Origin of the sequence: Pseudomonas sp. BF-R-01 (genome assembly GCF_019946615.1) — a bacterium.
Classification (GTDB): domain Bacteria; phylum Pseudomonadota; class Gammaproteobacteria; order Pseudomonadales; family Pseudomonadaceae; genus Aquipseudomonas; species Aquipseudomonas migulae.
The window spans coordinates 1-23886 of record NZ_JAGYFX010000001.1; the positions used below are offsets into that span (position 1 = coordinate 1).

At 58.2% G+C, this 23886-nt stretch carries 26 protein-coding genes; 15 read left to right on the plus strand and 11 right to left on the minus strand.

What is annotated here, in order from left to right:
* Window positions 1–64: 64 nt before the first annotated feature.
* On the minus strand, window positions 65–1186 hold the full coding sequence (locus KGB27_RS00005) for a sugar diacid recognition domain-containing protein (RefSeq protein ID WP_008036866.1): 1122 nt from the start codon (window positions 1184–1186) through the stop codon (window positions 65–67).
* Window positions 1187–1347: 161 nt separating this feature from the next.
* Between KGB27_RS00005 and KGB27_RS00010 the strand changes: the two genes are divergently transcribed.
* The 3 genes from KGB27_RS00010 to rarD all read left to right on the plus strand — a co-directional run bounded on the left by KGB27_RS00010 (window position 1348) and on the right by rarD (window position 4945).
* Window positions 1348–2658, plus strand: a complete 1311-nt coding sequence (locus KGB27_RS00010) for an MFS transporter (RefSeq protein ID WP_008031098.1) — start codon at window positions 1348–1350, stop codon at window positions 2656–2658.
* A gap of 191 nt (window positions 2659–2849) precedes the next feature.
* Window positions 2850–3863 (plus strand): aldo/keto reductase, encoded by a 1014-nt coding sequence (locus KGB27_RS00015; RefSeq protein ID WP_223552353.1) that lies wholly within the window; start codon window positions 2850–2852, stop codon window positions 3861–3863.
* 200 nt (window positions 3864–4063) lie between these two features.
* On the plus strand, window positions 4064–4945 hold the full coding sequence (gene rarD, locus KGB27_RS00020; RefSeq protein WP_192416230.1) for an EamA family transporter RarD: 882 nt from the start codon (window positions 4064–4066) through the stop codon (window positions 4943–4945).
* A 128-nt stretch (window positions 4946–5073) separates the two neighbouring features.
* On the opposite strand, the gene hppD is transcribed toward rarD, so the two are convergent.
* Together hppD and KGB27_RS00030 are read right to left on the minus strand one after the other, a co-directional pair.
* Window positions 5074–6150, minus strand: coding sequence for a 4-hydroxyphenylpyruvate dioxygenase (gene hppD / locus KGB27_RS00025; protein ID WP_008031092.1), 1077 nt, complete (start codon window positions 6148–6150; stop codon window positions 5074–5076).
* 252 nt (window positions 6151–6402) lie between these two features.
* Window positions 6403–7347, minus strand: coding sequence for a DMT family transporter (locus KGB27_RS00030; RefSeq protein ID WP_223552354.1), 945 nt, complete (start codon window positions 7345–7347; stop codon window positions 6403–6405).
* Between the two features lie 78 nt (window positions 7348–7425).
* Between KGB27_RS00030 and KGB27_RS00035 the strand changes: the two genes are divergently transcribed.
* From KGB27_RS00035 to KGB27_RS00045, 3 genes are all read left to right on the plus strand, one after another.
* Window positions 7426–8298 carry a LysR family transcriptional regulator gene (locus tag KGB27_RS00035; protein ID WP_223552355.1) on the plus strand — a complete coding sequence of 291 codons (873 nt, stop codon included), beginning with the start codon at window positions 7426–7428 and terminating at the stop codon, window positions 8296–8298.
* A gap of 115 nt (window positions 8299–8413) precedes the next feature.
* Window positions 8414–9949, plus strand: a complete 1536-nt coding sequence (locus KGB27_RS00040) for an EAL domain-containing protein (protein WP_008036877.1) — start codon at window positions 8414–8416, stop codon at window positions 9947–9949.
* Between the two features lie 233 nt (window positions 9950–10182).
* Window positions 10183–10548, plus strand: coding sequence for a histone-like nucleoid-structuring protein, MvaT/MvaU family (locus tag KGB27_RS00045; RefSeq protein WP_008031084.1), 366 nt, complete (start codon window positions 10183–10185; stop codon window positions 10546–10548).
* Between the two features lie 166 nt (window positions 10549–10714).
* On the opposite strand, the gene KGB27_RS00050 is transcribed toward KGB27_RS00045, so the two are convergent.
* A complete protein-coding gene (locus KGB27_RS00050; protein ID WP_223552356.1) occupies window positions 10715–11239 on the minus strand; it encodes a DUF4946 domain-containing protein in 525 nt (174 codons plus the stop codon).
* Between the two features lie 145 nt (window positions 11240–11384).
* Between KGB27_RS00050 and gloA the strand changes: the two genes are divergently transcribed.
* The gene (gloA, locus tag KGB27_RS00055) at window positions 11385–11906 is read left to right on the plus strand and encodes a lactoylglutathione lyase (protein ID WP_008031081.1); all 522 of its coding nucleotides are present in this window, start codon (window positions 11385–11387) and stop codon (window positions 11904–11906) included.
* A gap of 175 nt (window positions 11907–12081) precedes the next feature.
* Here the strand turns inward: gloA and ahpF are convergent, their stop codons facing one another.
* The 3 genes from ahpF to KGB27_RS00070 form a co-directional block, all read right to left on the minus strand.
* The gene (gene ahpF, locus KGB27_RS00060; protein WP_207284414.1) at window positions 12082–13647 is read right to left on the minus strand and encodes an alkyl hydroperoxide reductase subunit F; all 1566 of its coding nucleotides are present in this window, start codon (window positions 13645–13647) and stop codon (window positions 12082–12084) included.
* Between the two features lie 128 nt (window positions 13648–13775).
* Window positions 13776–14339: an alkyl hydroperoxide reductase subunit C gene (gene ahpC, locus KGB27_RS00065; protein WP_007975937.1), complete on the minus strand. Its 564-nt coding sequence runs from the start codon at window positions 14337–14339 to the stop codon at window positions 13776–13778.
* A 138-nt stretch (window positions 14340–14477) separates the two neighbouring features.
* A complete protein-coding gene (locus KGB27_RS00070) occupies window positions 14478–15416 on the minus strand; it encodes a site-specific integrase (protein ID WP_192416223.1) in 939 nt (312 codons plus the stop codon).
* Window positions 15417–15594: 178 nt separating this feature from the next.
* Between KGB27_RS00070 and KGB27_RS00075 the strand changes: the two genes are divergently transcribed.
* A complete protein-coding gene (locus KGB27_RS00075; RefSeq protein WP_223552357.1) occupies window positions 15595–16605 on the plus strand; it encodes a DNA-binding protein in 1011 nt (336 codons plus the stop codon).
* Here KGB27_RS00075 and gorA read toward each other — a convergent pair.
* The gene (gorA, locus tag KGB27_RS00080; protein ID WP_223552358.1) at window positions 16602–17960 is read right to left on the minus strand and encodes a glutathione-disulfide reductase; all 1359 of its coding nucleotides are present in this window, start codon (window positions 17958–17960) and stop codon (window positions 16602–16604) included. The genes KGB27_RS00075 and gorA overlap by 4 nt on opposite strands.
* Window positions 17961–18091: 131 nt before the next feature.
* Window positions 18092–18931, minus strand: coding sequence for a UTP--glucose-1-phosphate uridylyltransferase GalU (gene galU, locus KGB27_RS00085; RefSeq protein ID WP_008036893.1), 840 nt, complete (start codon window positions 18929–18931; stop codon window positions 18092–18094).
* A 279-nt stretch (window positions 18932–19210) separates the two neighbouring features.
* Between galU and KGB27_RS00090 the strand changes: the two genes are divergently transcribed.
* A complete protein-coding gene (locus tag KGB27_RS00090) occupies window positions 19211–19399 on the plus strand; it encodes a hypothetical protein (RefSeq protein WP_223435790.1) in 189 nt (62 codons plus the stop codon).
* A 141-nt stretch (window positions 19400–19540) separates the two neighbouring features.
* Window positions 19541–19822, plus strand: a complete 282-nt coding sequence (locus KGB27_RS00095; protein ID WP_008036896.1) for a hypothetical protein — start codon at window positions 19541–19543, stop codon at window positions 19820–19822.
* An 11-nt stretch (window positions 19823–19833) separates the two neighbouring features.
* On the opposite strand, the gene KGB27_RS00100 is transcribed toward KGB27_RS00095, so the two are convergent.
* Window positions 19834–20064, minus strand: coding sequence for a hypothetical protein (locus KGB27_RS00100; RefSeq protein ID WP_008031064.1), 231 nt, complete (start codon window positions 20062–20064; stop codon window positions 19834–19836).
* Window positions 20065–20136: 72 nt separating this feature from the next.
* A complete protein-coding gene (locus KGB27_RS00105; RefSeq protein ID WP_192227053.1) occupies window positions 20137–20496 on the minus strand; it encodes a hypothetical protein in 360 nt (119 codons plus the stop codon).
* Window positions 20497–20708: 212 nt separating this feature from the next.
* Here KGB27_RS00105 and KGB27_RS00110 point away from each other — a divergent pair, with 212 nt between their 5' ends.
* The 5 genes from KGB27_RS00110 to ada all read left to right on the plus strand — a co-directional run bounded on the left by KGB27_RS00110 (window position 20709) and on the right by ada (window position 23870).
* Entirely contained in the window at window positions 20709–21011 is a 303-nt protein-coding gene (locus KGB27_RS00110) for a DUF1883 domain-containing protein (RefSeq protein ID WP_008031060.1), read from the plus strand.
* A 34-nt stretch (window positions 21012–21045) separates the two neighbouring features.
* Window positions 21046–21216: a hypothetical protein gene (locus tag KGB27_RS00115; RefSeq protein ID WP_162130704.1), complete on the plus strand. Its 171-nt coding sequence runs from the start codon at window positions 21046–21048 to the stop codon at window positions 21214–21216.
* A 125-nt stretch (window positions 21217–21341) separates the two neighbouring features.
* Window positions 21342–22049, plus strand: coding sequence for a 2OG-Fe(II) oxygenase (locus KGB27_RS00120; protein WP_223552359.1), 708 nt, complete (start codon window positions 21342–21344; stop codon window positions 22047–22049).
* The gene (gene alkB / locus KGB27_RS00125) at window positions 22039–22719 is read left to right on the plus strand and encodes a DNA oxidative demethylase AlkB (RefSeq protein WP_223552360.1); all 681 of its coding nucleotides are present in this window, start codon (window positions 22039–22041) and stop codon (window positions 22717–22719) included. Before KGB27_RS00120 ends, alkB begins: the two co-directional genes overlap by 11 nt.
* A gap of 86 nt (window positions 22720–22805) precedes the next feature.
* Window positions 22806–23870, plus strand: coding sequence for a bifunctional DNA-binding transcriptional regulator/O6-methylguanine-DNA methyltransferase Ada (ada, locus tag KGB27_RS00130; protein WP_008031054.1), 1065 nt, complete (start codon window positions 22806–22808; stop codon window positions 23868–23870).
* Window positions 23871–23886: the final 16 nt, after the last annotated feature.

The following is a 23886-nucleotide window of genomic DNA, read 5'->3' on the forward strand; positions in this document are numbered from 1 at the left end:
GCGATGGCGATTTCGAGGACGCCATCGCCGGCAAGCCGGCTCCTACAAGGACGTGTTCACAACGTCATGGATTTGCGTCGGTTTGTGGGAGTAGCTGCACGCCGAGGTACAGCGCCAGCATGCCATCGAGGCGCAACGGGTCGACGCCGCTGAGCTCGGCAATCCGCTCCATCCGGTAACGCAGGCTGTTGCGGTGAATGCCCAGCGCATCGGCGCAGGCCTGGCTCTGGCCGTCGTGATCGCACCAACTGCGCAACGTCGCCAGCAATTGGCCGTTGCCGTCCTTGGCGATGACTTTGCGCAAGGGTTTGAGCAATTCGTCCAGCGCATCGTCGTTGCGATGGCGCCAGAGCATCACCGGCAATCGATAGCGGGTCAGCGTCAACAGACGCGAATGCGGCAGTACATCGCGCCCATAGGCCAGCAAGTCGCCGACCCGCCGATAGCAACGGCGCAAACCCGACAAGCCATCGGCCTGCCCGCCCACGGCGATGCGCAAGATATTCCAGCCGAGGCCGTCGAGCTTTTCCAGCAAGCGGTCGTTCTCGATCGCCTGGTTGGCCGGCCGGCACCACAGCAACGACGACTTGGCCGAACTCACGCACCAACTGTCCGGGTAGCGCGAGGTCAGCCAGGCGCTGAGTGCGTCGACGGTTTGCCCCGGACCGTGCTCCATTCCCAGCTCGAACAAATACGGCACCCGCGTCAGTTGCGGTTTGAGCCCGAGCTGTTGCGCCTCATCGATCAAGCGCGGCGAATCCCCTGCCTCGCTGAGCAGCAACGCCAGCAAGTCATCGCAACGCTGGCGCCGCCATTGCTGTTCGGCCTGCTGATTGCGCTGGCCCACCAGCATCTCGGCGGTCATGCGCACCAGTTCGGCGTAGGTGCGCAATTGCTCGGGTTCGCCGGTGATGCCGAGCACACCAATCAGCCGTTGATCGAGCAACAGCGGCAGGTTGATACCCGGTTGTACGCCCTTGAGGTGGATAGCGGTTTGAGCATCGATTTCCACCACCCGCCCGTTGGCCAGCACCAGTTGCGCGCCTTCGTGCCGGGTGTTGACCCGCTCCGGTTCACCACTGCCGAGAATCAACCCCTGGCTGTCCATGACGTTGACGTTGTAAGGCAGGATGGCCATCGCCCGGTCGACGATGTCCTGGGCCAGGTCGTGATCAAGTTCGAACATTGTGGTGGTCCTTCAAAGCGCGGTTGTTCACCCGCACAGGGCTTGGTTGCAAACCCTGTGCTCAGGCACAAAGACAGCAGCCCTGAGGGTGGTCGAGACTCTCAGGGCGATCAACGTTACCCTTTGCATCGCAAAAAATCATAATAAAGAGAGAGCCCGCCATGTCACAGAGCGCCGCCGCTACCCAGGCCATCGTTGACGAAAAAAATGCCGTCTACAAACGCATTACCCTGCGTTTGATCCCCTTCATCTTCATCTGCTACCTGTTCAACTACCTCGACCGGGTGAACGTTGGATTTGCCAAGCTGCAGATGCTCGACGCGCTGAAATTCAGTGAAACCGTGTACGGCCTCGGCGCCGGGATCTTCTTTATCGGCTACGTGCTGTGCGGCGTACCGAGCAACCTGGCGCTGACCAAATTCGGCCCGCGCCGCTGGATCGCGCTGATGATGATCACCTGGGGCACGCTGTCGACCTGCCTGCTGTTCGTCACCACCCCGACCGAGTTCTACACCTTGCGCCTGTTCACCGGCGCGGCCGAAGCCGGGTTCTTCCCGGGCGTGGTGTTGTACCTCTCGCAGTGGTTCCCGACCTTCCGCCGTGGCCGAATCATGGCACTGTTCATGTCGGCGATCCCGGTGTCCGGCCTGCTCGGCAGCCCGTTCTCTGGCTGGATCCTCAACCACTTCGCTGCGGGCCAGGGTGGTCTGGCCGGCTGGCAGTGGATGTTCCTGCTGCAAGGCATCCCGACCGTGATCCTCGGCGCCCTCGCCTACTTCCTGCTGAGCGACAGTTACGCCAACGCCAAATGGCTCACGCCGTTCGAGCGCTCAGTGCTGGAAGCCGACCACGCTGAAGACCTGGCCAACAAACCGAAAACCACCACCGACTCGCTGCTGGCGGTGTTCAAGAACCCGGCGATCTGGGCGTTCGGTTTGATCTACTTCTGCATCCAGAGCGGGGTCTACGCGATCAACTTCTGGCTGCCGTCGATCATCAAGAACCTGGGTTTCAACGATAACCTGGTGATCGGCTGGCTGAGTGCGATCCCGTACCTGCTGGCGGCTGTGTTCATGTTGATGGTCGGCCGCTCGGCGGACTTGCGCAAAGAACGTCGCTGGCATTTGGTGGTGCCTATGTTGATGGGCGCAGTGGGCCTGCTGATCGCCGTGAACTTCGCCACCACGCCTGCCATCGCCATCCTTGGCCTGACGATCGCCACCATGGGCGCCCTCACCGGCCTGCCGATGTTCTGGCCGGTGCCGACCGCACTGCTGAGCGCCGGCGCGGCTGCCGGTGGTCTGGCGTTGATCAACTCGATGGGCCAGATGGCCGGCTTCCTCAGCCCGTACCTGGTCGGTTGGGTCAAGGACACTACTGGCTCGACCGATGCCGCGTTGTACTTGCTGGCGGGCGTGATTGTCTGCGGCAGCCTGCTGGCGTTGCGCATGACCCGCACCCTGCGCGTCTGACACCTGTCCCCTGTGGGAGCGAGCCTGCTCGCGATAGCGGAGTGTCAGTCAACATAGCTGTTGAATGTTGAACCGCAATCGCGAGCAGGCTCGCTCCCACATTTGATTGTGGGGGGGCAATAATTGTGTTTGCCCCATGCGGTTGTTCTGGTATTTGATTGAGCCTTTCCCACTGGTAAAAGGATTTCGTCATGAGCTACCGCACGCTGGGTCACTCGGGATTGCAGGTGTCCACCCTGACCCTGGGGACCATGATGTTCGGCGAACAGACCAGCACCGAAGATTCCCTGCGGATCATCGACAAGGCCTGGGACCAGGGCATCAATTTCATCGACACCGCCGACGTCTACACCAACGGTCGCTCTGAAGAGATCGTCGGCGAAGCGATCGCCGGCAACCGCCACGAATGGGTGCTCGCCACCAAAGTCGGTTTCGGCCCGGTGGACGGTGTGCCGAACCGCAGCGGCCTGAGCCGCAAGCACATTTTCAATGGCATCGATGCCAGCCTCACGCGCCTGGGCACCGACTACGTCGACCTCTATTACCTGCACCGCGAAGACCACAACACGCCGCTGGAAGTGACGGTGTCGGCCATCGGCGACCTGATTCGCCAGGGCAAAATCCGCAACTGGGGGTTGTCGAACTACCGTGGCTGGCGCATCGCCGAGGTCATTCGCGTGGCCGACCAACTGGGTGTCGACCGCCCTGTCATCAGCCAGCCGCTGTACAACATCGTCAATCGCCAGGCCGAAACCGAACAGATCACCGCCGCGCAGAATTACGGCTTGGGCGTTGTGCCTTACAGCCCGCTGGCGCGCGGCGTGCTCAGCGGCAAATATGCGCCGGATGTAAAACCGGATGCCAACAGCCGCGCCGGGCGCGCCGACAAACGTATTCTGGAAACCGAATGGCGCGTCGAATCCCTGCGTATCGCCCAGCAGATCCAGCAATACACGCAAGATCGTGGTATCGGTATCGTCGAGTTCGCGATTGCCTGGGTGCTGAACAACAGTGCCGTCACCTCGGCCATTGTCGGGCCGCGTACCGAAGAGCAATGGGATGCCTACACTAAGGCGCAGGCGGTGAAGATCACGGCGCAGGATGAAGCGTTTATCGACTCGCTGGTGACACCGGGGCATGCGTCCACGCCAGGGTTCAATGACGTGAGCCATTTCGTGTCGGGCCGTAAACCGCGCAACGCCTGAAGAAACACATAACCACTGTAGGAGCGAGCCTGCTCGCGATGATCTGTCAGTTGATACCGATGTGGCTGATACACCATCGCGAGCAGGCTCGCTCCCACAGGGTATTGCCGTGTTGTAAATATTGATCATCCGAACAATATTCAGCACAAAAACCACGTATCCTCCGCACCCCGTTTCACGTTCAACTTCGCGAGGACAGTTTGTCTAAAGGTATCGCTCTATCGGTTTCGGCCTCTGTGCTGTTTGCCGTCATGTATTACTACACCTCACTGCTCAACCCGTTGAGCGGTGTGGAAATTTTTGGCTGGCGCATGCTGCTGACAGTGCCGTGCATGACCGTGTTCATGGTGGTCTCCAGCGAATGGAAGCGTGTGGTCGAGCTCGTTCGCCGAGCCATCGCCCAGCCGAAACTGATTGCCGCCCTGATCGCCTCTTCGGCCCTGCTGGGCGTGCAACTCTGGCTGTTCATGTGGGCGCCGCTCAACGGCTACAGCCTTGATGTGTCGCTGGGCTATTTCCTGTTGCCACTGACCATGGTCCTGACCGGACGGCTCGCCTACGGTGAGCGCCTCTCCTATCTACAGAAAATTGCCGTGTTTTTTGCCTGCCTCGGTGTGATCAACGAGGTGTATCAGGTCGGTGGTTTTTCCTGGGCGACGTTGCTGGTATGCATCGGCTATCCAACGTATTTCATCCTGCGCAAGCGACTGGCGACGGACAACCTCGGCGGCTTGTGGCTGGACATGGCGTTGACGCTGCCGGTGGCCTTCTGGTTCGTACAGACCGGCGAGCAAGGTTTCAATGTGTTTGATCAGCATCCGTGGCTGTCACTGTTGATCCCGCTTCTCGGCGTGATCAGTGCGTCGGCGCTGGTGATCTACATCATCGCCAGCCGGCTGTTGCCCTTCAGCCTGTTCGGGCTGTTGAGCTACGTCGAGCCGGTGCTGTTGCTTGGCGTTGCGTTGCTGCTCGGGGAAAGCATCAAGACCGGGGAATGGCTAACCTACATTCCAATCTGGATGGCGGTGCTGGTGCTGATGTTCGAAGGGTTCAAGCACATGATGCGACAACGCCGCCCTTAAGGCCTGTGCAAAAACAAATGTGGGAGTGAGCCTGCTCGCGATAGCGGTGTGTCAGACAACATTTAAGTCGTATGACACACCGCTATCGCGAGCAGGCTCACTCCCACAGTTTTTATCGGTGGATCAACTTAGTCGGTGGAGAGCACGCCACGACGAACCTGGTCGCGCTCGATCGATTCGAACAACGCCTTGAAGTTGCCCTCGCCGAACCCGTCGTCGCCTTTACGCTGGATGAATTCGAAGAATACCGGGCCCATCAGGGTTTCCGAGAAGATCTGCAACAGCAGACGCTTGTCGCCCGACTCGGACGAACCGTCCAGCAGGATGCCTCGCGCTTGCAGTTGATCAACCGGTTCGCCGTGGTTCGGCAAGCGGCCTTCAAGCATTTCGTAATAGGTTTCCGGTGGCGCCGTCATGAAGCGCATGCCGATGCTTTTCAGGTGATCCCAGGTCTTGATCAGATCGTCGCTGAGGAACGCCACGTGCTGGATGCCCTCGCCGTTGAACTGCATCAGGAACTCTTCGATCTGCCCGGCGCCCTTGGAGGACTCTTCGTTCAACGGGATGCGGATCATGCCATCCGGTGCGGTCATCGCCTTGGAGGTCAGGCCGGTGTATTCGCCCTTGATGTCGAAGTAGCGGATTTCACGGAAGTTGAACAGCTTCTCGTAGAAGTTCGCCCAGTACGCCATGCGGCCGCGATACACGTTGTGAGTCAGGTGATCGATGATCTTCAGGCCGGCACCGACCGGGTTGCGGTCAACGCCTTCGATGAACACGAAGTCGATGTCGTAGATCGAGCTGCCTTCACCGAAACGGTCGATCAGGTACAGCGGCGCGCCGCCGATGCCTTTGATCGCCGGCAGGTGCAGTTCCATCGGGCCGGTTTCGATGTGGATCGGCTGAGCGCCGAGTTCCAGTGCACGCTTGTAGGCCTTTTGCGAATCCTTGACGCGGAACGCCATGCCGCACACCGACGGGCCGTGCTCGGCCGCGAAGTACGAAGCGACGCTGTGAGGTTCGTTGTTGAGGATCAGGTTGATCGCGCCCTGGCGATACAGGTGCACGTCTTTGGAACGGTGGGTCGCGACTTTGGTGAAGCCCATGATCTTGAAGATCGGCTCCAGCGTGTTCGGGGTTGGCGATGCGAATTCAATGAATTCAAAGCCCATCAGGCCCATCGGGTTTTCGTATAAATCTGCCATGGTCGGCGCCTCATCATTTTCTGGTCAATTAACGAATCGTTAGTTGCTGGCAATGCTGAGACCGGCGGGTGGCGCGCAGGAGATGCCCCGCACGCTGCGCGCGAGGAAGTCACCGTAGATCAATTGAAACCCAAAACTCTTCATTGTCGACCCAAGGCTATTACGGGCGAGGCTTCTGCTGCCAGAAGCTATTTATTCTTATATGCGTAACCGGATTCTACACAGCGTAAATAGATTTGTCCGCCTTCTGTATCAAATCCCCTTTTTCCCTGCTCGCGCAAGGGGTTTGTTGCAGAGGAAAATCCCCGCCAGAATCAGCCCGCCGCCCAGACACATCGTCAGGGTCAATTGCTCTCCGAGCAGCAACGCACCCAGGATGACAGCGGTCAGCGGATTCAAGGCGATGAACACCCCGGAACGGGTCGCGCCGATTTTGCGCAGGCCGTCGTAATAGCCAATATACGCCAGCGCCGAGCCCAACACGCCCAGATACATCAGGCTCAACCATTGCGACGGGCCAAGGCTGACCAGTGCCACGACACTCACCTCGCCCCTGACGGCACTGGCCACCCAGAGCATCACCGTGCCCAGCAAAATCGAATACGTCACCGTTTGCACCGGCCCCAGGGTTTGATTCAGATCTTTGGAGAACAGTGAGTAAATGCCCCAGCCGAGCACGCAGCCGAAAATCAACAGATCGCCAATCCAGGCATCCGCCTGACCGGTCAGCAACTGCGGATGACGACTGACAATCACCAGGCTTGCCCCGGCAATGCAGATCGCGATGCCGATGACTTTCGCTCGACTCAAGCGCTCCTTGAACAACAGCCACGAGGCCAGTCCGATCACGGCCGGGTTCAGCGCCACGATCAATGACGCCCGCGAAGCATTGATGTAGTGCAGGCCATAGAAGAAGCACAGGTTGTAGAAAAAAATCCCGAAAAAGCCCAACAACGCCAGTTGCAACCATTGCCGAGGACTCGGCCGGGCCAGTGGAATGCGCGCGAGCAGCAAAAACAGGAGCAGCGCCGCGCTGGCCAGCAAAAAACGCAGGCTGGCAGCGAACAACGGGCTGAGGCTGTCCGCCAGAAACCGTCCCGCGACGAAGGTGCCGCCCCAAATCATGGTGACCGCCGCGAGTTTGAAATAAACCGCGACATCGGAAGGCTCCGACAGGCTTTGCTCACATGCAGTCATAAGTCTCCAGAACGACAGATCGATTCGATGGCGTATCATTTCGCTAATATTCGATCATCGTAAAATGAGTAAAAGCTCATGACCCTCACTCAGCTGGAGATCTTCTCGCTCGTTGCCGAACTCCACGGCTTTACGGCGGCGGCCAATCGTCTGGGCATTTCTCAATCTGCTGTGTCTCACGCCCTCAAGTCGCTGGAACAGGAACTGGGCGTCGAACTGCTGCGGCGGCATCAGTCTCAGGTCGAACTCAGTGACATCGGCCAACAGCTGCTGTTGCGCGCCCGGGCAATGCTCGGGTTGGCCAACACCTTGCGCCAGGAAGCAGCGGATGCCCGCGGCATGAAACGCGGCACATTGCGCATCGGCTCGTTCGGCCCGACCTCATCGATCAAGTTGTTGCCGACGATCCTGCAGCACTACCGCGCCGCTCACCCCGGCATCGAGGTGCACATTGATGAAGGCCCCGACCGCCAGGTGATCCAGTGGCTGGAGGAGCGACGCATCGACATCGGCTTCGTGGTGTTGCCCGAAGAACGCTTCGACACCTTTGCGTTGTTCGAGGACCAGATGGTCGCGTTGCTGCCCGCCCATCATCCGCTGGCGGCTCATGCCAGCCTGACCTTGGGCGATTTGTGTCACGACCCTTTCGTGCTGACCGAGGCCGGCTCTTCGGAGCTGGTGTCCCGTTTGTTCAGTGCCGCGCGGTTGACGCCGAACATTCGTTATCGCTGCTCGCAGTTGCTCAGCACGCTGGATACCGTTGGCCGGGGCGATGCCTTGACCGTGGTCGCCGAAGGCTCGCTGCCCACGCATCACGACGACCGCTACCTGAAAAAACCACTGTCGCCAGCGATCGCACGCCAGGTCGGCCTGGCCGTGCTCGACCAACGCCAGAGCTCACCGGCGGCATTGGCCTTTATCAAACTGGCCACAAGTCTGGCCTACCGTTGAGCGGCATAAGCCACAAAGGCCAACTATCATGGCCTCTGACCGAACTCTTTTGGGGAGGCGTGCCGTTGTCCTGCCTGCATTTGAGAGCCCTATTTCATCGCTACAGGTTTCGCAAATGCCACTGACTGTAAAAACCCGCCGCCAACGCGGCAGACGGATTATTGTCACCGTATTGAGTGGTTTGCTCCCGATGTTGCTCGGGTTCGCCATTCTTTACCTGCAAGCTGAGCGCGCGCTTGAGCAAAGCACCCGACTGACCGCCGAAGAAGCCATCCGCCAATTCGAACTGATGCTCGACAACACCGCGCAGGCCGCACGCGAATTGCTGCCGCTGGCCGGGAAAAGTTGTATTGACGTCAATCTGGCCTTACGCGAGCAAGTCACCCGCCGCCCGTTTGTGCGCTCGACCAATCTGGTGTGGGACGACACCAATTACTGCAGTTCTTTGTTCGGCGACTTTCGCGAAAAAATCGAGGTGGGCGACTACAGCAACGGCACGTTGCAACTGATGAAAGGCAATCTGGTCACGCCCGATTCCGCGGTGTTGGTGTACCGCATCGGCGAAGGAAAAAAAGGCGCGCTGAGCACGCTGGACGGTTATCACTTGAGCAACGTACTGCGCATGATCGGCCGCTCGACAATACTGATGCTGCAAGTCGGCCCCCATTGGCTGACGGCCGATGGCCAGTTCCATCAAGACCCCCTCCCCACTTTGCCCGTGGCGCAAACCAGACTCGGTTCCTCGCGCTACGCGTTCTCTGTAACAGCCGGATTTCCCGAAGGCGAAACGTGGCGCTACATGAGTAGCGAGTATCCGCCGCTGTTCAGTTTGTTGATCTTCTTCGGCGTGGTGTCAGGTTCCATCGGGCACATTCTGCAGAAGCGCTCTTCATCGCCGAGTCATGAGCTACAGCGTGCGCTGGAAGCGGCGGAGTTCATTCCTTACTTTCAGCCGGTGGTTCATGGCGACAGCAAGAAATGGTCAGGCACCGAGGTGCTGATGCGCTGGAAGCACCCGAAGGAAGGGCTGGTTCGTCCCGATCTGTTTATTCCGTTCGCCGAGCACTCCGGGCTTATCGTGCCCATGACCCGTTCTTTAATGCAGCAAACCGCCGCATTGCTGGCGCCCTTGTCGACCTCATTCGAAAGCCCGTTTCACGTGGGCATCAACATCACTGCCAGCCATTGCAAGAACCTGGAACTGGTCGAAGATTGCCGGACATTTCTGGGCAACTTTGCGCCGGGCTCCATTCACCTGGTACTGGAGCTGACCGAGCGTGAACTGATCGAGCCCACCGCCATCACGCTGCAGTTGTTCGAGCAACTTCATGCGCTGGGCGTGATGATCGCCATCGACGACTTCGGCACCGGTCATTCAAGCCTGGGTTATCTGCGCCAGTTCAATGTCGACTTCCTGAAAATCGACCAGAGCTTTGTCGCCCTGATCGGCGCCGACGCCCTCTCCCGGCACATTCTGGACACCATCATCGAACTCTCCGCCAAGCTCGATCTGGGCATCGTCGCCGAAGGCGTGGAAACCGAAGAGCAAAGTGACTACCTCACCGCCCATGGCGTGAACTTTCTGCAAGGATATCTGTTCGGCAGGCCGATGCCCGGTGAAGACTTCATTAAGGCATTAAGTCACCATTAACTAATGGCATTAAGCGACGAGACAACGGCGATGCGCACCAAATTGAATCAAAAGACTACTCTCGTTACATGAAGAAAAAGTCAGGATTTACTCTTTGCTCATTAACTACTACAATTTTTCATGCCTGCTATAAATTGGCAGGTGAGCCACTATCACCGAGTCGCTACAAGGCTCTTGGCTTATAGCTTTGTTTGCGGTTGGTATCAGCCAAACACACTATTGGAGTAAAGATATTGTCCAGACTCGCTGAATTTCGTGCAGCTGAAAAGGCCCTTCAAGAGCAGCTCAAGCAGCTGGAATCCCTGAAGAACGATGCCGGGCTCAAGAAAGAAATCGAATTCGAAGAAAAGCTCCAGGGGCTGATGAAAACCTACGGCAAGAGCTTGCGCGACATCATCGCCATTCTCGATCCGAACCCGGCAAAATCCGGTCTGCAGCAGGCCGCCGCGCCGAAAACCCGCCGCGCTCGCGTGGTCAAGGTTTATCAGAATCCGCACACCGGTGAACTGATTGAAACCAAGGGCGGCAACCACCGCGGCCTGAAAGCCTGGAAGGAACAATACGGTGCTTCCACCGTTGACTCCTGGCTTCGCGGCTAAGCACTCGCGGTGACAAAAAAAGCCCTGCATCAAGCAGGGCTTTTTTATGGATACCTGTTAAATGCAACGATTGAAATCGATCAATTCGCTACATATCGACTAACTTTGTGCTTAATCCCTTTGGGTATCTAAACATTGCGAAATGCACGACCGTGCAAACCGTTATCTAAAGTTTCAAGCTGTTACGAGCAGCCTCTATTTCACCCAGGCTTGCCTTGTAAGCCTCTGCCTGCCCTGCGTACGAAAGAACATAAGCCTTATCGGCATCCACCGCCGCGACCAATGTTTGCGAAAGCACGTGGCGTCCGTTCTGCGTAATGGTGCAGGTAGTTTCCAGTGCCGCCAGACGACTCAACGTTGCCGGATGGATTTTGTTGCACACGCTTTGATAGCCGCCCTGAAAGAAGTCCTTCTGCACGGACTTGCGCATTTCCAGCAGCACACCTTGCAGATTGACCTGATGACCGCTTTCCACTGTCGTCATGGTCAACTCCATGACCATCAACGGCGCACCGCCCTGATCGTTTTTCACCGCGCGCTGCCGGGACACTTGAGGCGTGGCCTGATCTGGCGGGGTCGCTTCGACTTCCCAGCCATCTGGCCAGGTCACGATCGGCGCATCCGCATGAGCACAGGTAGCGCCTGACAACAGGAAAATCAGAACGAACAGCGATTTACAGGATCGGGTCATTGCAATGAATACTCACGGATTGAGCGATAAAGTCTGAGCCTCGTCCGCCTGTCAGGCAATAGCGGGTGGTTTGGGTTTGGTGATGCCTGCGCCCTTGCGTATCATTGGCGTCATTCGTTAGCCCCACTTATTTTCCGGAGGGCCCATGAGCCTGCACGAATTGAACACCTTCCCAGGCGTCACCGCCCAACCTGACACCGCAACGCAGAACTTCGTGTTCAACCACACAATGCTGCGGGTCAAAGACATCACCAAGTCCCTGGATTTCTACACGCGGGTCCTCGGTTTCTCGCTGGTGGAAAAGCGCGACTTCCCGGAAGCCGAGTTCAGCCTGTATTTCCTGGCGCTGGTCGACAAGAACCAGATCCCGGCCGATGCCGCAGCCCGCACCCAATGGATGAAGTCGATCCCCGGCATCCTTGAGCTGACCCACAACCACGGCACCGAAAACGATGCTGATTTCGCCTACCACAACGGCAACACCGACCCGCGCGGTTTCGGCCACATCTGCATCTCGGTCCCGGACATCGTCGCTGCGTGCGAACGCTTCGAAGCGCTGGGCTGCGATTTCCAGAAGCGCCTGAACGACGGCCGCATGAAGAGCCTGGCATTCATCAAGGACCCGGATGCTTACTGGGTCGAGATCATCCAGCCAGCGCCGTTGTAATGTACGACACCGTCTCCCTGTGGGAGCGAGCCTGCTCGCGATGCGGACTCAACTTCAACACTTGAGTCGTCTGACACACCGCTATCGCGAGCAGGCTCGCTCCCACATTCTGGACTGTGCAAGACACAAAAAACCCCATGATCACTCATGGGGTTTTGTGTTTTCAGCGTCCGGTTTATGCCGGGGCCGATGTCCGGATCAAGTGATCGAATGCACTCAGGGAAGCCTTGGCGCCCTCGCCTACTGCAATCACGATCTGCTTGTACGGCACGGTCGTCACGTCACCGGCGGCGAACACGCCCGGCATCGAGGTTTCACCACGGGCATCGACGATGATCTCGCCGCGAGGCGACAACTCGATGGTGCCTTTGAGCCAGTCAGTGTTAGGCAGCAGACCGATCTGCACGAAGATACCTTCAAGGTTCACCGTGTTGAACTCACCCGAATCGCGATCCTTGTAGACCAGCCCGGTCACCTTCTGGCCGTCACCCTTCACTTCACTGGTCAGTGCGCTGGTGATGACATCGACGTTGGGCAGGCTGAACAACTTGCGTTGCAACACCGCATCGGCGCGCAGCTTGCTGTCGAATTCCAGCAGCGTGACGTGGCTGACAATACCGGCCAGATCGATCGCCGCTTCAACGCCGGAGTTACCGCCGCCGATCACCGCTACGCGCTTGCCTTTGAACAGCGGACCATCGCAGTGCGGGCAGAAGCACACGCCTTTGGCTTTGTATTCCTGCTCGCCCGGCACACCCATTTCACGCCAGCGGGCGCCGGTGGCGAGGATCAGTGCCTTGGTCTTGAGGGTCGCGCCACTTTCGAAGCGAACCTCGTGCAACTCGCCGGGATTCTTCGCCGGGATCAGCGCGGTGGCCCGTTGCAGGTTCATGATATCGACGTCGTATTGCTTGACGTGCTCTTCGAGCGCGCTCGCCAGTTTCGGCCCTTCGGTCTCCTGCACGGAGATGAAGTTCTCGATGGCCATAGTGTCCAGCACCTGCCCACCAAAACGCTCAGCCGCCACACCGGTGCGAATGCCTTTACGGGCGGCGTAGATCGCTGCCGAAGCACCAGCCGGACCACCGCCGACCACCAGCACATCAAAGGCTTCTTTGGCGCTGATTTTCTCGGCCTGACGCTCGGCACCGCTGGTGTCGATCTTGGCGAGGATTTCTTCCAGGCCCATGCGGCCCTGGCCGAAAATCTCGCCGTTCAGGTAAATGCTTGGCACGGCCATGATCTTGCGATCATCGACTTCGGCCTGGAACAACGCGCCGTCGATAGCGACGTGACGGATGTTCGGGTTGAGCACGGCCATCAGGTTCAGCGCTTGAACGACGTCCGGGCAGTTCTGGCAGGACAGCGAGAAGTAAGTCTCGAAGCTGAACTGGCCTTTGAGCGAGCGGATCTGTTCGATCACTTCCGCACTGGCTTTCGAAGGGTGGCCACCGACTTGCAGCAGGGCCAGCACCAGCGAGGTAAATTCGTGGCCCATCGGGATGCCGGCGAAACGCAGGCTTATGTCGGCACCGGGGCGATTGATCGAGAACGATGGTTTACGCGTGTCGTCACCGTTGTCGAGCAAAGTAATTTGGCTGGAAAGACTGGTAACGTCTTTCAGCAGTTCGAGCATTTCCCGGGATTTCGCACCGTCGTCGAGGGATGCAACGATCTCGATCGGCTGGGTGACCCGTTCCAGGTACGATTTCAACTGGGCTTTAAGATTGGCGTCCAACATACGGGCGATTTCCTTTGCTTTTCTTGAGGCGAAAAAAAGCCCGAGCGAATCTCGCCCGGGCTTTTCTATTGGGCGGTGCAGCTTACTGAGTAGGTGCGGAGTTCCGCCCTTTGAAGCGTGTCACAGACTTAGATCTTGCCGACCAGGTCCAGGGACGGAGCCAGAGTGGCCTCGCCTTCTTTCCACTTGGCTGGGCAAACCTGGCCTGGGTGAGCAGCGACGTACTGGGCAGCCTTGATTTTGCGCAGCAGCTCGGAAGCGTCACGGCCAACGCCGCCATCGTTCAATTCAACGATCTTGATCTGGCCTTCAGGGTTGATCACGAAGGTGCCACGGTCAGCCAGACCAGCTTCTTCGATCAGTACGTCGAAGTTGCGGGAGATAGCGTGGGTCGGGTCGCCGATCATGGTGTACTGGATTTTGCCGATGGCTGGCGAAGTGTTGTGCCAGGCAGCGTGGGCAAAATGGGTGTCAGTGGAAACGCTGTAGATCTCGACGCCCAGTTTCTGGAACGCGTCGTAGTTGTCAGCCAGGTCTTCCAGTTCAGTCGGGCAAACGAAGGTGAAGTCTGCTGGGTAGAAGAACACAACCGACCACTTGCCTTTCAGGTCAGCGTCCGAGACTTTTACGAAGTCGCCGTTTTTGAATGCGTCAGCTTTGAATGGTTTAACTTGGCTGTTGATGATAGGCATCGTTGACTCTCCGTCAGGGGTTAAGAAGTTGATGGAGTGAACTCTACCCACTCGACGGACGGATGGCTCATTGGCAAACCTCATGCTGCTGATTGGTTTTCGCTATTAGCAGACAGTATTAATAGAAGGAAAAGGTATCTAGGGCGCCAACGGCTTTTCCGAAATCCGCGTCATCCCCAGAAACGGACTGGCTTCTACGTAACGCATGGCCGATTTCATATCCTTCCAGCCGACGTAACTCATCAGCGATTTCAAATCCCAACCGCTTTGATGGGCCCACGTGGCAAAACCCCGTCGCAACGAATGGCTGGTGTAGTGCTCGGCCGCAATGCCGGCGCGCTCCAGCGCCTGGCGCAATAACGGGATGATGCTGTTGGCGTGCAAGCCCTCTTCGCTCAAATGGCCCCAGCGGTCGATGCCACGGAACACCGGCCCGCGCACCAATGCGGCCTCGGTCATCCAGTCGATGTATGCCTGCACCGGACACAATCGCTGCAACGCCGGTGTCTGGTAAGTCTTGCCAAGGTTTTCGCGGTCGCTCTTGCTGCGAGGCAGATACAGGGTGATGCCTGAACCGGCACTGGCCTGTACGTGCTCAATCTGTAGGCGGCATAACTCGTCGCTGCGGAAACCGCGCCAGAAGCCCAGCAAGATCAGCGCCCTATCGCGCCGGGCTCTTAACAGCGCCGGTCGATCGTCTTTTGATTTCGCGGTTTGTGCCTCCTGCTCAAGCCAGGCCACCACTTGCTCCAGATGCTGAAGCTGCAATGGCTCAGCCTGCTTCTCCTGTGCCGGGTGCAGCGCACGAATGCCTTTGAAGACTTTGCGCACCACGGGCGCCTTGGTCGGATCGGCAAACCCCTGGCTGTTGTGCCACTGCGCCAGCGCCGACAACCGCAGCTTTAACGTATTGATCGATAACTCACCCGCATACGCCACCAGATAACGCGCAACGCTGTCAGCCGTGGCCGGTAGAAACCCGCCCCAATCGACTTCGAAATGTTCGATGGCCGCCCGGTAGCTTCGGCGAGTGTTGTCGCGCGTGGCGGCTTGCAGGTAACGATCCAGATCGCTCATGGGCTTACTTCTCGACGGCGTACTGATTTCTTGGCTGAAAAGCCGCGCCAAAGCGCATCACATTGGGTAATACCAGTATATCCCGTGTGAATACTTTGCGTATTTAATGTTATTTATTGGCGTGGTACATTGTGTACTTTAGTGGTACGTACCACAGTACGAAATCGTAGGAGAGTTCATGGCACGCGGTGGTGTTAACAAAGCAGTGGTGCAAGCGGCACGCTTGGCAATTCTGGCTCGCGGTGAAAACCCCAGCATCGATGCAGTACGGATCGAAATGGGCAATACCGGCTCGAAAACCACTATTCACCGGTACTTGAAGGAGCTGGATGACGGCGCCGAGCCGGTAGCGCCCTCCTCCGAACCCATCGATGACGAGCTGGCAGGACTGGTCTCGCGCCTTGCGCAACGGCTCAAAGAGCAGGCGCAGGAACCCATCGATCAGGCACGCGCGCAGTTCGAACAGCAACGAAAAGACCTGGAAAGCCAACTGACAGACGCCCAGGAAGCCAACAGCGAATTGCAGCAACAGTACGAGATTCAAACCCTGGCACTGACGCAGGAGTCCGAAACCCTGCAAAACACCCTGTCGATGCTGCAGACCGAGCAAACCCGCAACGCCGGAATGAACCAGGCGCTCGCTGATTTCGAGTTGCGCTTGCAGGACAAGGACGAGCAGATCCGCTCCCTTGAGGAAAAACACCTGCACGCCCGTGACGCACTTGAGCACTATCGCAACGCCGTCAAAGAGCAGCGCGAGCAGGAACAAAGCCGCCATGAAGGCCAGGTGCAGCAGATTCAGATGGAATTGCGCCAGGCCCAGCAAAGCGCCCTGGTGCGCCAGGATGAAATCACCCAGTTGCACCGCGACAACGAACGCCTGCTGACCGAAAACCGCGGCACATTGCGCGAGCTGAGCCTGTTGCAGGACCAACTCAAGCACACCCATACCCGCCAGGATCAACTGCTGGAACAGGTCAACCGGATCGACAGCGAACGCACTCTCCTCCAGGAACGCCTGCGCGCAGCTCTGCTGGAGAGCCAGTCGCTGAAGCAGAACGTCGAGGAGCAGTCGCAGATAAACAAAGCGCTGGAAATTGAATTACTGAAGACTCAGGCGAGCCTCGATGAAAGCGTGCGCCTGGCAGCGGTCATTGCGACAGCGCCAGACGCAGCCAAGGCCGATTAACCCGCGACCGGTGTACGCATGGTGACGAACTCTTCGGCAGCCGTCGGGTGCACGCCGATGGTTTCGTCGAAGTCGCGCTTGGTAGCGCCCGCCTTCAAGGCAATCGCCAGACCTTGCACGATCTCGCCGGCATCCGGCCCGACCATGTGGCAACCCAACACCTTGTCGGTTTTGCCGTCCACCACGAGCTTCATCAGCGTGCGCTCCTGACATTCGGTCAGGGTCAGCTTCATCGGGCGGAAACGGCTTTCGAAAATCACCACGTCATGGCCGGCCTCGCGAGCCTCTTCTTCCGTGAGGCCGACTGTGCCGATGTTCGGCAAGCTGAACACGGCCGTCGGGATCATCTTGTAATCCACCGGGCGATACTGCTCAGGCTTGAACAAGCGACGCGCAATGGCCATGCCTTCAGCCAGCGCAACCGGCGTGAGCTGAACCCGGCCGATCACATCGCCCAGCGCGAGGATCGACGGTTCGGCGGTCTGGTATTGCTCATCGACCTCGACGAAGCCTTTCTTGTCGAGTTTGACCCCGGTGTTTTCCAGCCCCAGGTTGTCCAGCATCGGACGTCGGCCAGTGGCGTAGAACACGCAATCCGCCTCCAGTTCGCGACCGTCCTTGAGCGTAGCCTTCAAGCTGCCGTCGGCGAGCTTTTCAATGCGCTCGATGTCGGCATTGAATTGCAGGTTCATGCCACGCTTGGTCAGCTCTTCCTGCAAGTGCTTGCGCACCGCACCGTCGAAACCGCGCAGGAACAGATCCCCGCGATACAGCAACGTGGTTTCGGCGCCCAGGCCGTGGAAAATACCGGCGAATTCAACGGCAATGTAACCGCCACCCACAACCAGAACGCGCTTAGGCAGCTCTTTGAGGAAGAATGCCTGGTTGGAGCTGATCGCATGTTCATGCCCCGGAATCTCCGGAATCTGCGGCCAACCGCCCGTGGCGATCAGGATGTTCTTTGCAGTGAAGCGCTCGCCATTAATCTCGACCGTATTAGGATCGACGATCTTCGCGTGGCCTTCATGCAAGGTCACACCGCTGTTGACCAGCAGGTTGCGATAGATACCGTTCAGGCGATTGATCTCGCGATCCTTGTTGGCAATCAGCGTCGCCCAATCAAACTGTGCTTCGCCCGGCGTCCAGCCAAAGCCCGAAGACTGCTCGAAGTCTTCGGCGAAGTGCGCTCCGTAGACCAGCAACTTCTTCGGCACGCAGCCGACGTTCACGCACGTACCGCCCAGATAGCGACTCTCGGCCACGGCCACTTTCGCGCCAAACCCGGCCGCGAATCGCGCAGCCCGCACACCGCCGGAACCGGCACCAATCACATAAAGGTCAAAATCGTAGGCCATTTTCAATCTCCTCGGCAGGCAAACAGCATACCCGCAGACGTCCGTTGGGCAAGCGCTGCAAACGATATGGGGCCGGAAAATGAAAAAGCCACCCGAAGGTGGCTTTTAAGAAACAAGCAGGTCAAACGCTATCAGTAAGCCTTGCCAGTTTTGTAGAAGTTCTCGAAGCAGAAGTTGGTTGCTTCGATGTAGCCTTCAGCGCCACCGCAGTCGAAACGCTTGCCTTTGAACTTGTAGGCAATGACGCAACCGTTTTGCGCCTGCTTCATCAGGGCGTCGGTGATCTGGATCTCGCCGCCCTTGCCTGGCTCGGTTTGCTTGATCAGGTCGAAGATGTCCGGGGTCAGGATATAACGACCGATGATCGCCAGGTTCGACGGAGCGTCTTCCGGGGCTGGTTTCTCGACCATGTTGCGAACGCGGTAGAGGTCATCACCGATCAGGTCACCGGCAATTACACCGTACTTGTTGGTTTCCTGCGGATCGACTTCCTGGATCGCAATGATCGAGCAGCGGTACTGTTTGTACAGCTTGACCATCTGCGTCAGTACGCCGTCACCGTCGAGGTTGACGCACAAGTCATCCGCCAACACCACGGCGAAAGGTTCGTCGCCGATCAGCGGACGACCGGTCAGGATGGCATGACCCAGGCCTTTCATTTCGGTCTGGCGAGTGTAGGAGAAAGAGCACTCGTCGAGCAGTTTGCGGATACCGACCAGGTATTTCTCTTTGTCGGTGCCCTTGATCTGGTTTTCCAGCTCGTAGCTGATGTCGAAGTGGTCTTCCAGGGCGCGCTTGCCACGACCGGTAACGATGGAGATTTCGGTCAAACCGGCATCCAGAGCTTCTTCGACGCCGTACTGGATCAGTGGCTTGTTTACCACCGGCAGCATTTCTTTGGGCATGGCTTTAGTCGCTGGCAGGAAGCGAGTACCGTAACCGGCTGCTGGGAACAAGCATTTCTTGATCATAAAAGTCCTTGAAAGGGCTGTGTGTACGAGTTTCGGCGCAGTCTAATCAGGCGGCGTGCACCTTACAATGCCCCGCACTGGCTAACCGATGCCAACATAGAGAAATATTCTTGCGGATAGTTCCGCAGAACGTCGCGATGCCTCTTATAGATAGCAGATTTTCGGGGCTGCACAGGTGACAACCGAGCATGCAATCGCACCCACCCTACACCCATCAACACCGGTTGCGTGCGTTTGGCGTTATCATTGCGCAATTGAACCAGCCAACGAGGCAGATAGATGTCGGTAGCAAAAAGTGTCAACGGGTTCCTGATCAATCAAGAGAAAGACGGCCAGTGGTGGGTAGCCAGCGTCAGCGGCGAGAATATCGCCGGGCCATTCCCGACTGAAGCGTTGGCGATTGAAGTGGCGTCTGTATTGGAACTCGAACACCCGGAGCCCAAGCGTCGCGGCAAGGACAAGTCCTGATCCGGAGCCGATTTGCATGACCAAGCCCTGCCTCGCGCAGGGCTTTTTTGTGATTGGATGAAACGAAGTGGCCTTTCGCTATAACCTTTTGATTCCGGCGCTGTCACAGGCTTAGCCCATCACCCTGACGACGACAACGACATGAATAGATTTTTGCCTTTGATTGCGATATTGGCCCTGAGTGGCTGCGCCACCTCTGAAAAGACTTACCTGGGCAATGGCGAAACAGGCCTGTCCATCGACTGCTCCGGCGAAGCCAACTCCTGGGCCTCCTGCTATGAAAAAGCCGATGCCTCCTGCGCCGGCACCGGCTATCGAATCGTTGGCACCGACGGAACCCCGTCGACCAAGGAAAGCGACAAGACCCTCGGCGTCGACGTAGGCAACTACAAAAACCGCAGCGTCGTGGTGGTCTGCAAGTAAGGCGCCCTGCCCTACATGTGAATTTCGGCGAACTTGATCCCGAGACCGCGCACGGTCTCGATCAGATCGTCGAGACGACTGAAGGATTCGACTTCATCGTTATCGTCCACCAGAAAATAGCTGCGTCCGGCGCTTTTCTTGAAAAACACGATCCATTCCCCCGGATCAGCCGGATTTTGAATCACATGGGTAGCAGAGATGTGACCCTCTGCGTGCCGTTCCCGTACCTGCTCTCGCTTCATGCTCGACTCCAGAAATGACAATGCCGCCAAAGCGTTGCTTTGACGGCATCGATGCTGACTGTCGCCAGTCTATCAGCCGGAAATGCACGCCGTGGCGGCATCGCGCACATCCATGGGGCGTAACGGCACATTGGAGATGCGCTCATGCAGCTTGATGCTGCTGCCACTGGAGCGTTCTTCGATATCAAATACAGCGGCCGGACCTGAGGAAAACTTCTGCGGCACGATGACCCGCACACCGTCTTTGCCCTGGGGCTCGACTTGCAGGGCACCGCGGCTGCCGGCCAGTTTCTCGGTCAGGCATTGCGCGTACTCATGGGGCTTCTTGCCTGAAATCACGTTCATGGTGGGCAGCGTCTCGTTGATTTCCGAGACACTCGCACAACCACTCATCGCCAACGCCAATGGCAAAACCCACGCACCCCACTTCATAAAAAACCTCCGATAAAGCCCCTCCGACAGCACAAACGCTGGTTTTCTCCGAGGCCCACTGCTTTTATCGCTCATAGAATTCCGAATAACTGTTTTTAATTGTCAAAGCGGAGCCCGACGACCGGATAATAACCCGTTCGGGCTGATAAACTGCGCCCATCGCCCATGCTATCGTTTTGATTTTGTAGAAAAAGCCCTTCTGGAGGCGCCTCATGAAATTTATCCACCAGCGCGAGCACCTCAATGAAGACGACATCGTCGTCATCCAGTGCTCGCAAATGTGCAACATCCGCTTGATGAACGACGCCAATTTCCGCAGCTTCAAGAATGGTGGCCGTCACACTTACCATGGTGGTGCATTCGACACCTTCCCAGCCCGAATTACTGCACCAAGCACCGGTTTCTGGAACATCACCATCGACACCGTCAACCGTCGGGCGATCAGCGTGACCCGCAAACCGACCTTGTCCCACTCGATCAAGATCATCCGCCGCTCCACCACGAAACTGAGCTGAGCACCGCCCGACTCGAACACAGGCAGATATGACCGTGACCCAAACAACCAAGTACGTCATCAAATACAAACTCAACGGCGAACGCCGCTTCGAATTTGCCCAGCTTGAAAACGGCACCGAAGCAGAAGCCAAAGCCGCGCTGGACGCCATTCATGGCCAGGGCGAAGACGTCATCAGCGAGATCAGCGTCAGCAAAGCGCTGTAACGGGATTCGGAGCGACAACCGGGATGTCTGCTCCGTCCGTTGAATTCGACCGCAAGCGCCGGAGTGTTCACGACGGCAGCGTTCCCTAGACTGGCCACCTCAACCCTGGGTTAAGGAGTCAGCACATGTTTAACGAGCGTACGCTCGATGCACTCGATTGGAACAGCCTGTACCAGCAACTCGATCAGGATGGCTGCGCCATCATCCGGTCATTGCTGAGTGCCGAAGAGTGTGACGACATCAGCGCGCTCTATGCGAAACCAGAGCCTTTCCGCTCACAGGTCATGATGGCCCGCCACGGCTTTGGCCGCGGCGAGTACAAATATTTCCGCTATCCGCTACCGGATCTCGTCTGCCGAATGCGCAATGCGCTCTACCCGCGACTGGTGCCGATTGCCAATCGCTGGTACGAGCAGATGGACTTGCCGATCCGTTTCCCTCCCGGGCACGAGGCGTTCCTTGAGCGCTGTCATGCCGCCGGTCAGGAGCGCCCAACGCCGTTGTTGCTGCAATATGGGCCACAGGACTACAACTGCCTTCATCAGGATCTGTACGGTGAACACGTTTTTCCACTGCAAGTGGCGGTTCTTCTGTCAGAGCCAGGCGAAGATTTCACCGGCGGCGAGTTTGTACTGACCGAGCAACGGCCACGGATGCAGTCTCGCCCCCAGGTGATTGGCCTGAAGAAAGGTGACGGGCTGATCTTTGCCGTCAACCAACGGCCGGTCAAAGGCGTTCGCGGTTTCTACCGGGTCACGTTGCGCCACGGGGTCAGTCGCCTGCACAGCGGAAAACGGCATACCCTTGGAATCATCTTTCACGATGCGACATGACCCCATGACCCCGAGCACATTCGACCTGTTTGCCGACGCCGAGCCCGAGCAGCTACCTCGGCGCGAGCAGATCGGCGAACAGTCTTGCGTACTGAGAGGCTTTGCCCTGCCCTGGCTGGATCGTTTGCTGCCTGCACTGGAAGCGGTTCTGGCCGCCGCGCCGCTTCGGCAGATGGTCACGCCCGGCGGCTTCATCATGTCGGCAGCCATGAGCAGTTGCGGCACCTGGGGCTGGACCACCGACCGCAGCGGTTATCGCTACACCCGCAATGATCCGCAAACCGACGCGCCCTGGCCGGCCATGCCCGCGGTGTTTTTGGCGCTCGCACAAGCGGCGGCGCGCGAAGCCGGTTTTGCTGGTTTCGTACCCGATTCGTGCCTGATCAACCGTTATGTCCCCGGCGCCAAAATGTCTTTGCATCAAGACAAGGATGAAGCGTCCTACGCGGCGCCGATCGTTTCGGTATCCCTGGGTTTGCCGGCGATGTTCCTGTTCGGCGGGTTTGAACGCAGCGATAAAAGCCAGCGAGTACCACTGTTGCATGGCGATATCGTGGTCTGGGGCGGCGTTGATCGCTTGCGTTATCACGGTGTCTTGCCGATCAAGGACGGTCAGCACCCGCGAATGGGCGAGCAACGGATCAACTTCACATTTCGTACCGCAAAATGAATCCCCGAATTTGACCGCAAGCCCCGGAGTGCGACGACTGCGCCGGCTGGTTAATCTGAATCAAACAGGTCAACGGACAAGAAGCCATGACACGCCAATCGACAAGAATCGCCACCGAAAACGATCCGCGCTGGGCCGCCGTCGTCGCACGCGATCCCCGCGCAGACGGGCAGTTTGTGTATGCAGTGAAAACCACCGGCATCTATTGCAGCCCCAGCAGTCTGGCGCGTTTGCCCAAGCCGCAGAACGTCGAATTCTTCGACACCGCCGAGCAAGCCCAGGCGGCCGGCTACCGCCCGAGCAAACGCGCGGCGAAGGATCAAAGTGACGTCGCCGCGCAACATGCCGCAACGGTGGCTGCCGCGTGCCGTCAGATCGAGACCGCAGAGCATCTGCCGGCACTGAGTGAGTTGGCCGACGTGGCGGGCCTGAGCAGCTTCCACTTTCACCGAGTGTTTAAAGCCGTGACCGGATTGACGCCCAAGGGCTACGCCACGGCCCACCGCTCACGCAAGGTTCGCCAACGCTTGATCGATGGAGGCTCGGTGACCGATGCCTTGTATGACGCCGGTTTCAATTCCAATAGCCGATTTTATGAGGCGGCGGATCAATTGTTGGGGATGAAACCTGGCGACTACCGCGCCGAAGGCCAGAACAACGACATTCGGTTTGCCGTCGGCCAGTGTTCTTTAGGGGCGATTCTGGTGGCGCAAAGCGAACGCGGTGTGTGCGCGATTCTGCTGGGTGATGATCCGCACCAACTGGTGTGCGACCTGCAGGACAAGTTTCGGCGGGCCAACCTGATCGGCGCCGACCACGGGTTCGAGCAATTGATCGCCCAGGTTGTCGGGTTTATTGAAGCGCCGGCCATTGGCCTGGACTTGCCTCTGGATGTGCGCGGTACGGCGTTTCAGGAGCGCGTCTGGCAAGCCCTGCGGGAGATTCCTGTCGGCAGCACCGCCAGCTACGCCGACATCGCGCAGCGTATCGGCTCGCCGAAAGCGGTGCGCGCCGTGGCCCAGGCCTGCGGCGCGAACAGCCTGGCGGTGGCGATCCCGTGCCACCGCGTGGTGCGCAGTGACGGCAACTTGTCGGGGTATCGTTGGGGCGTGGAGCGCAAGCGGCAGTTGTTGGAGCGCGAAAGCCAATAAATAAAAAGATCGCAGC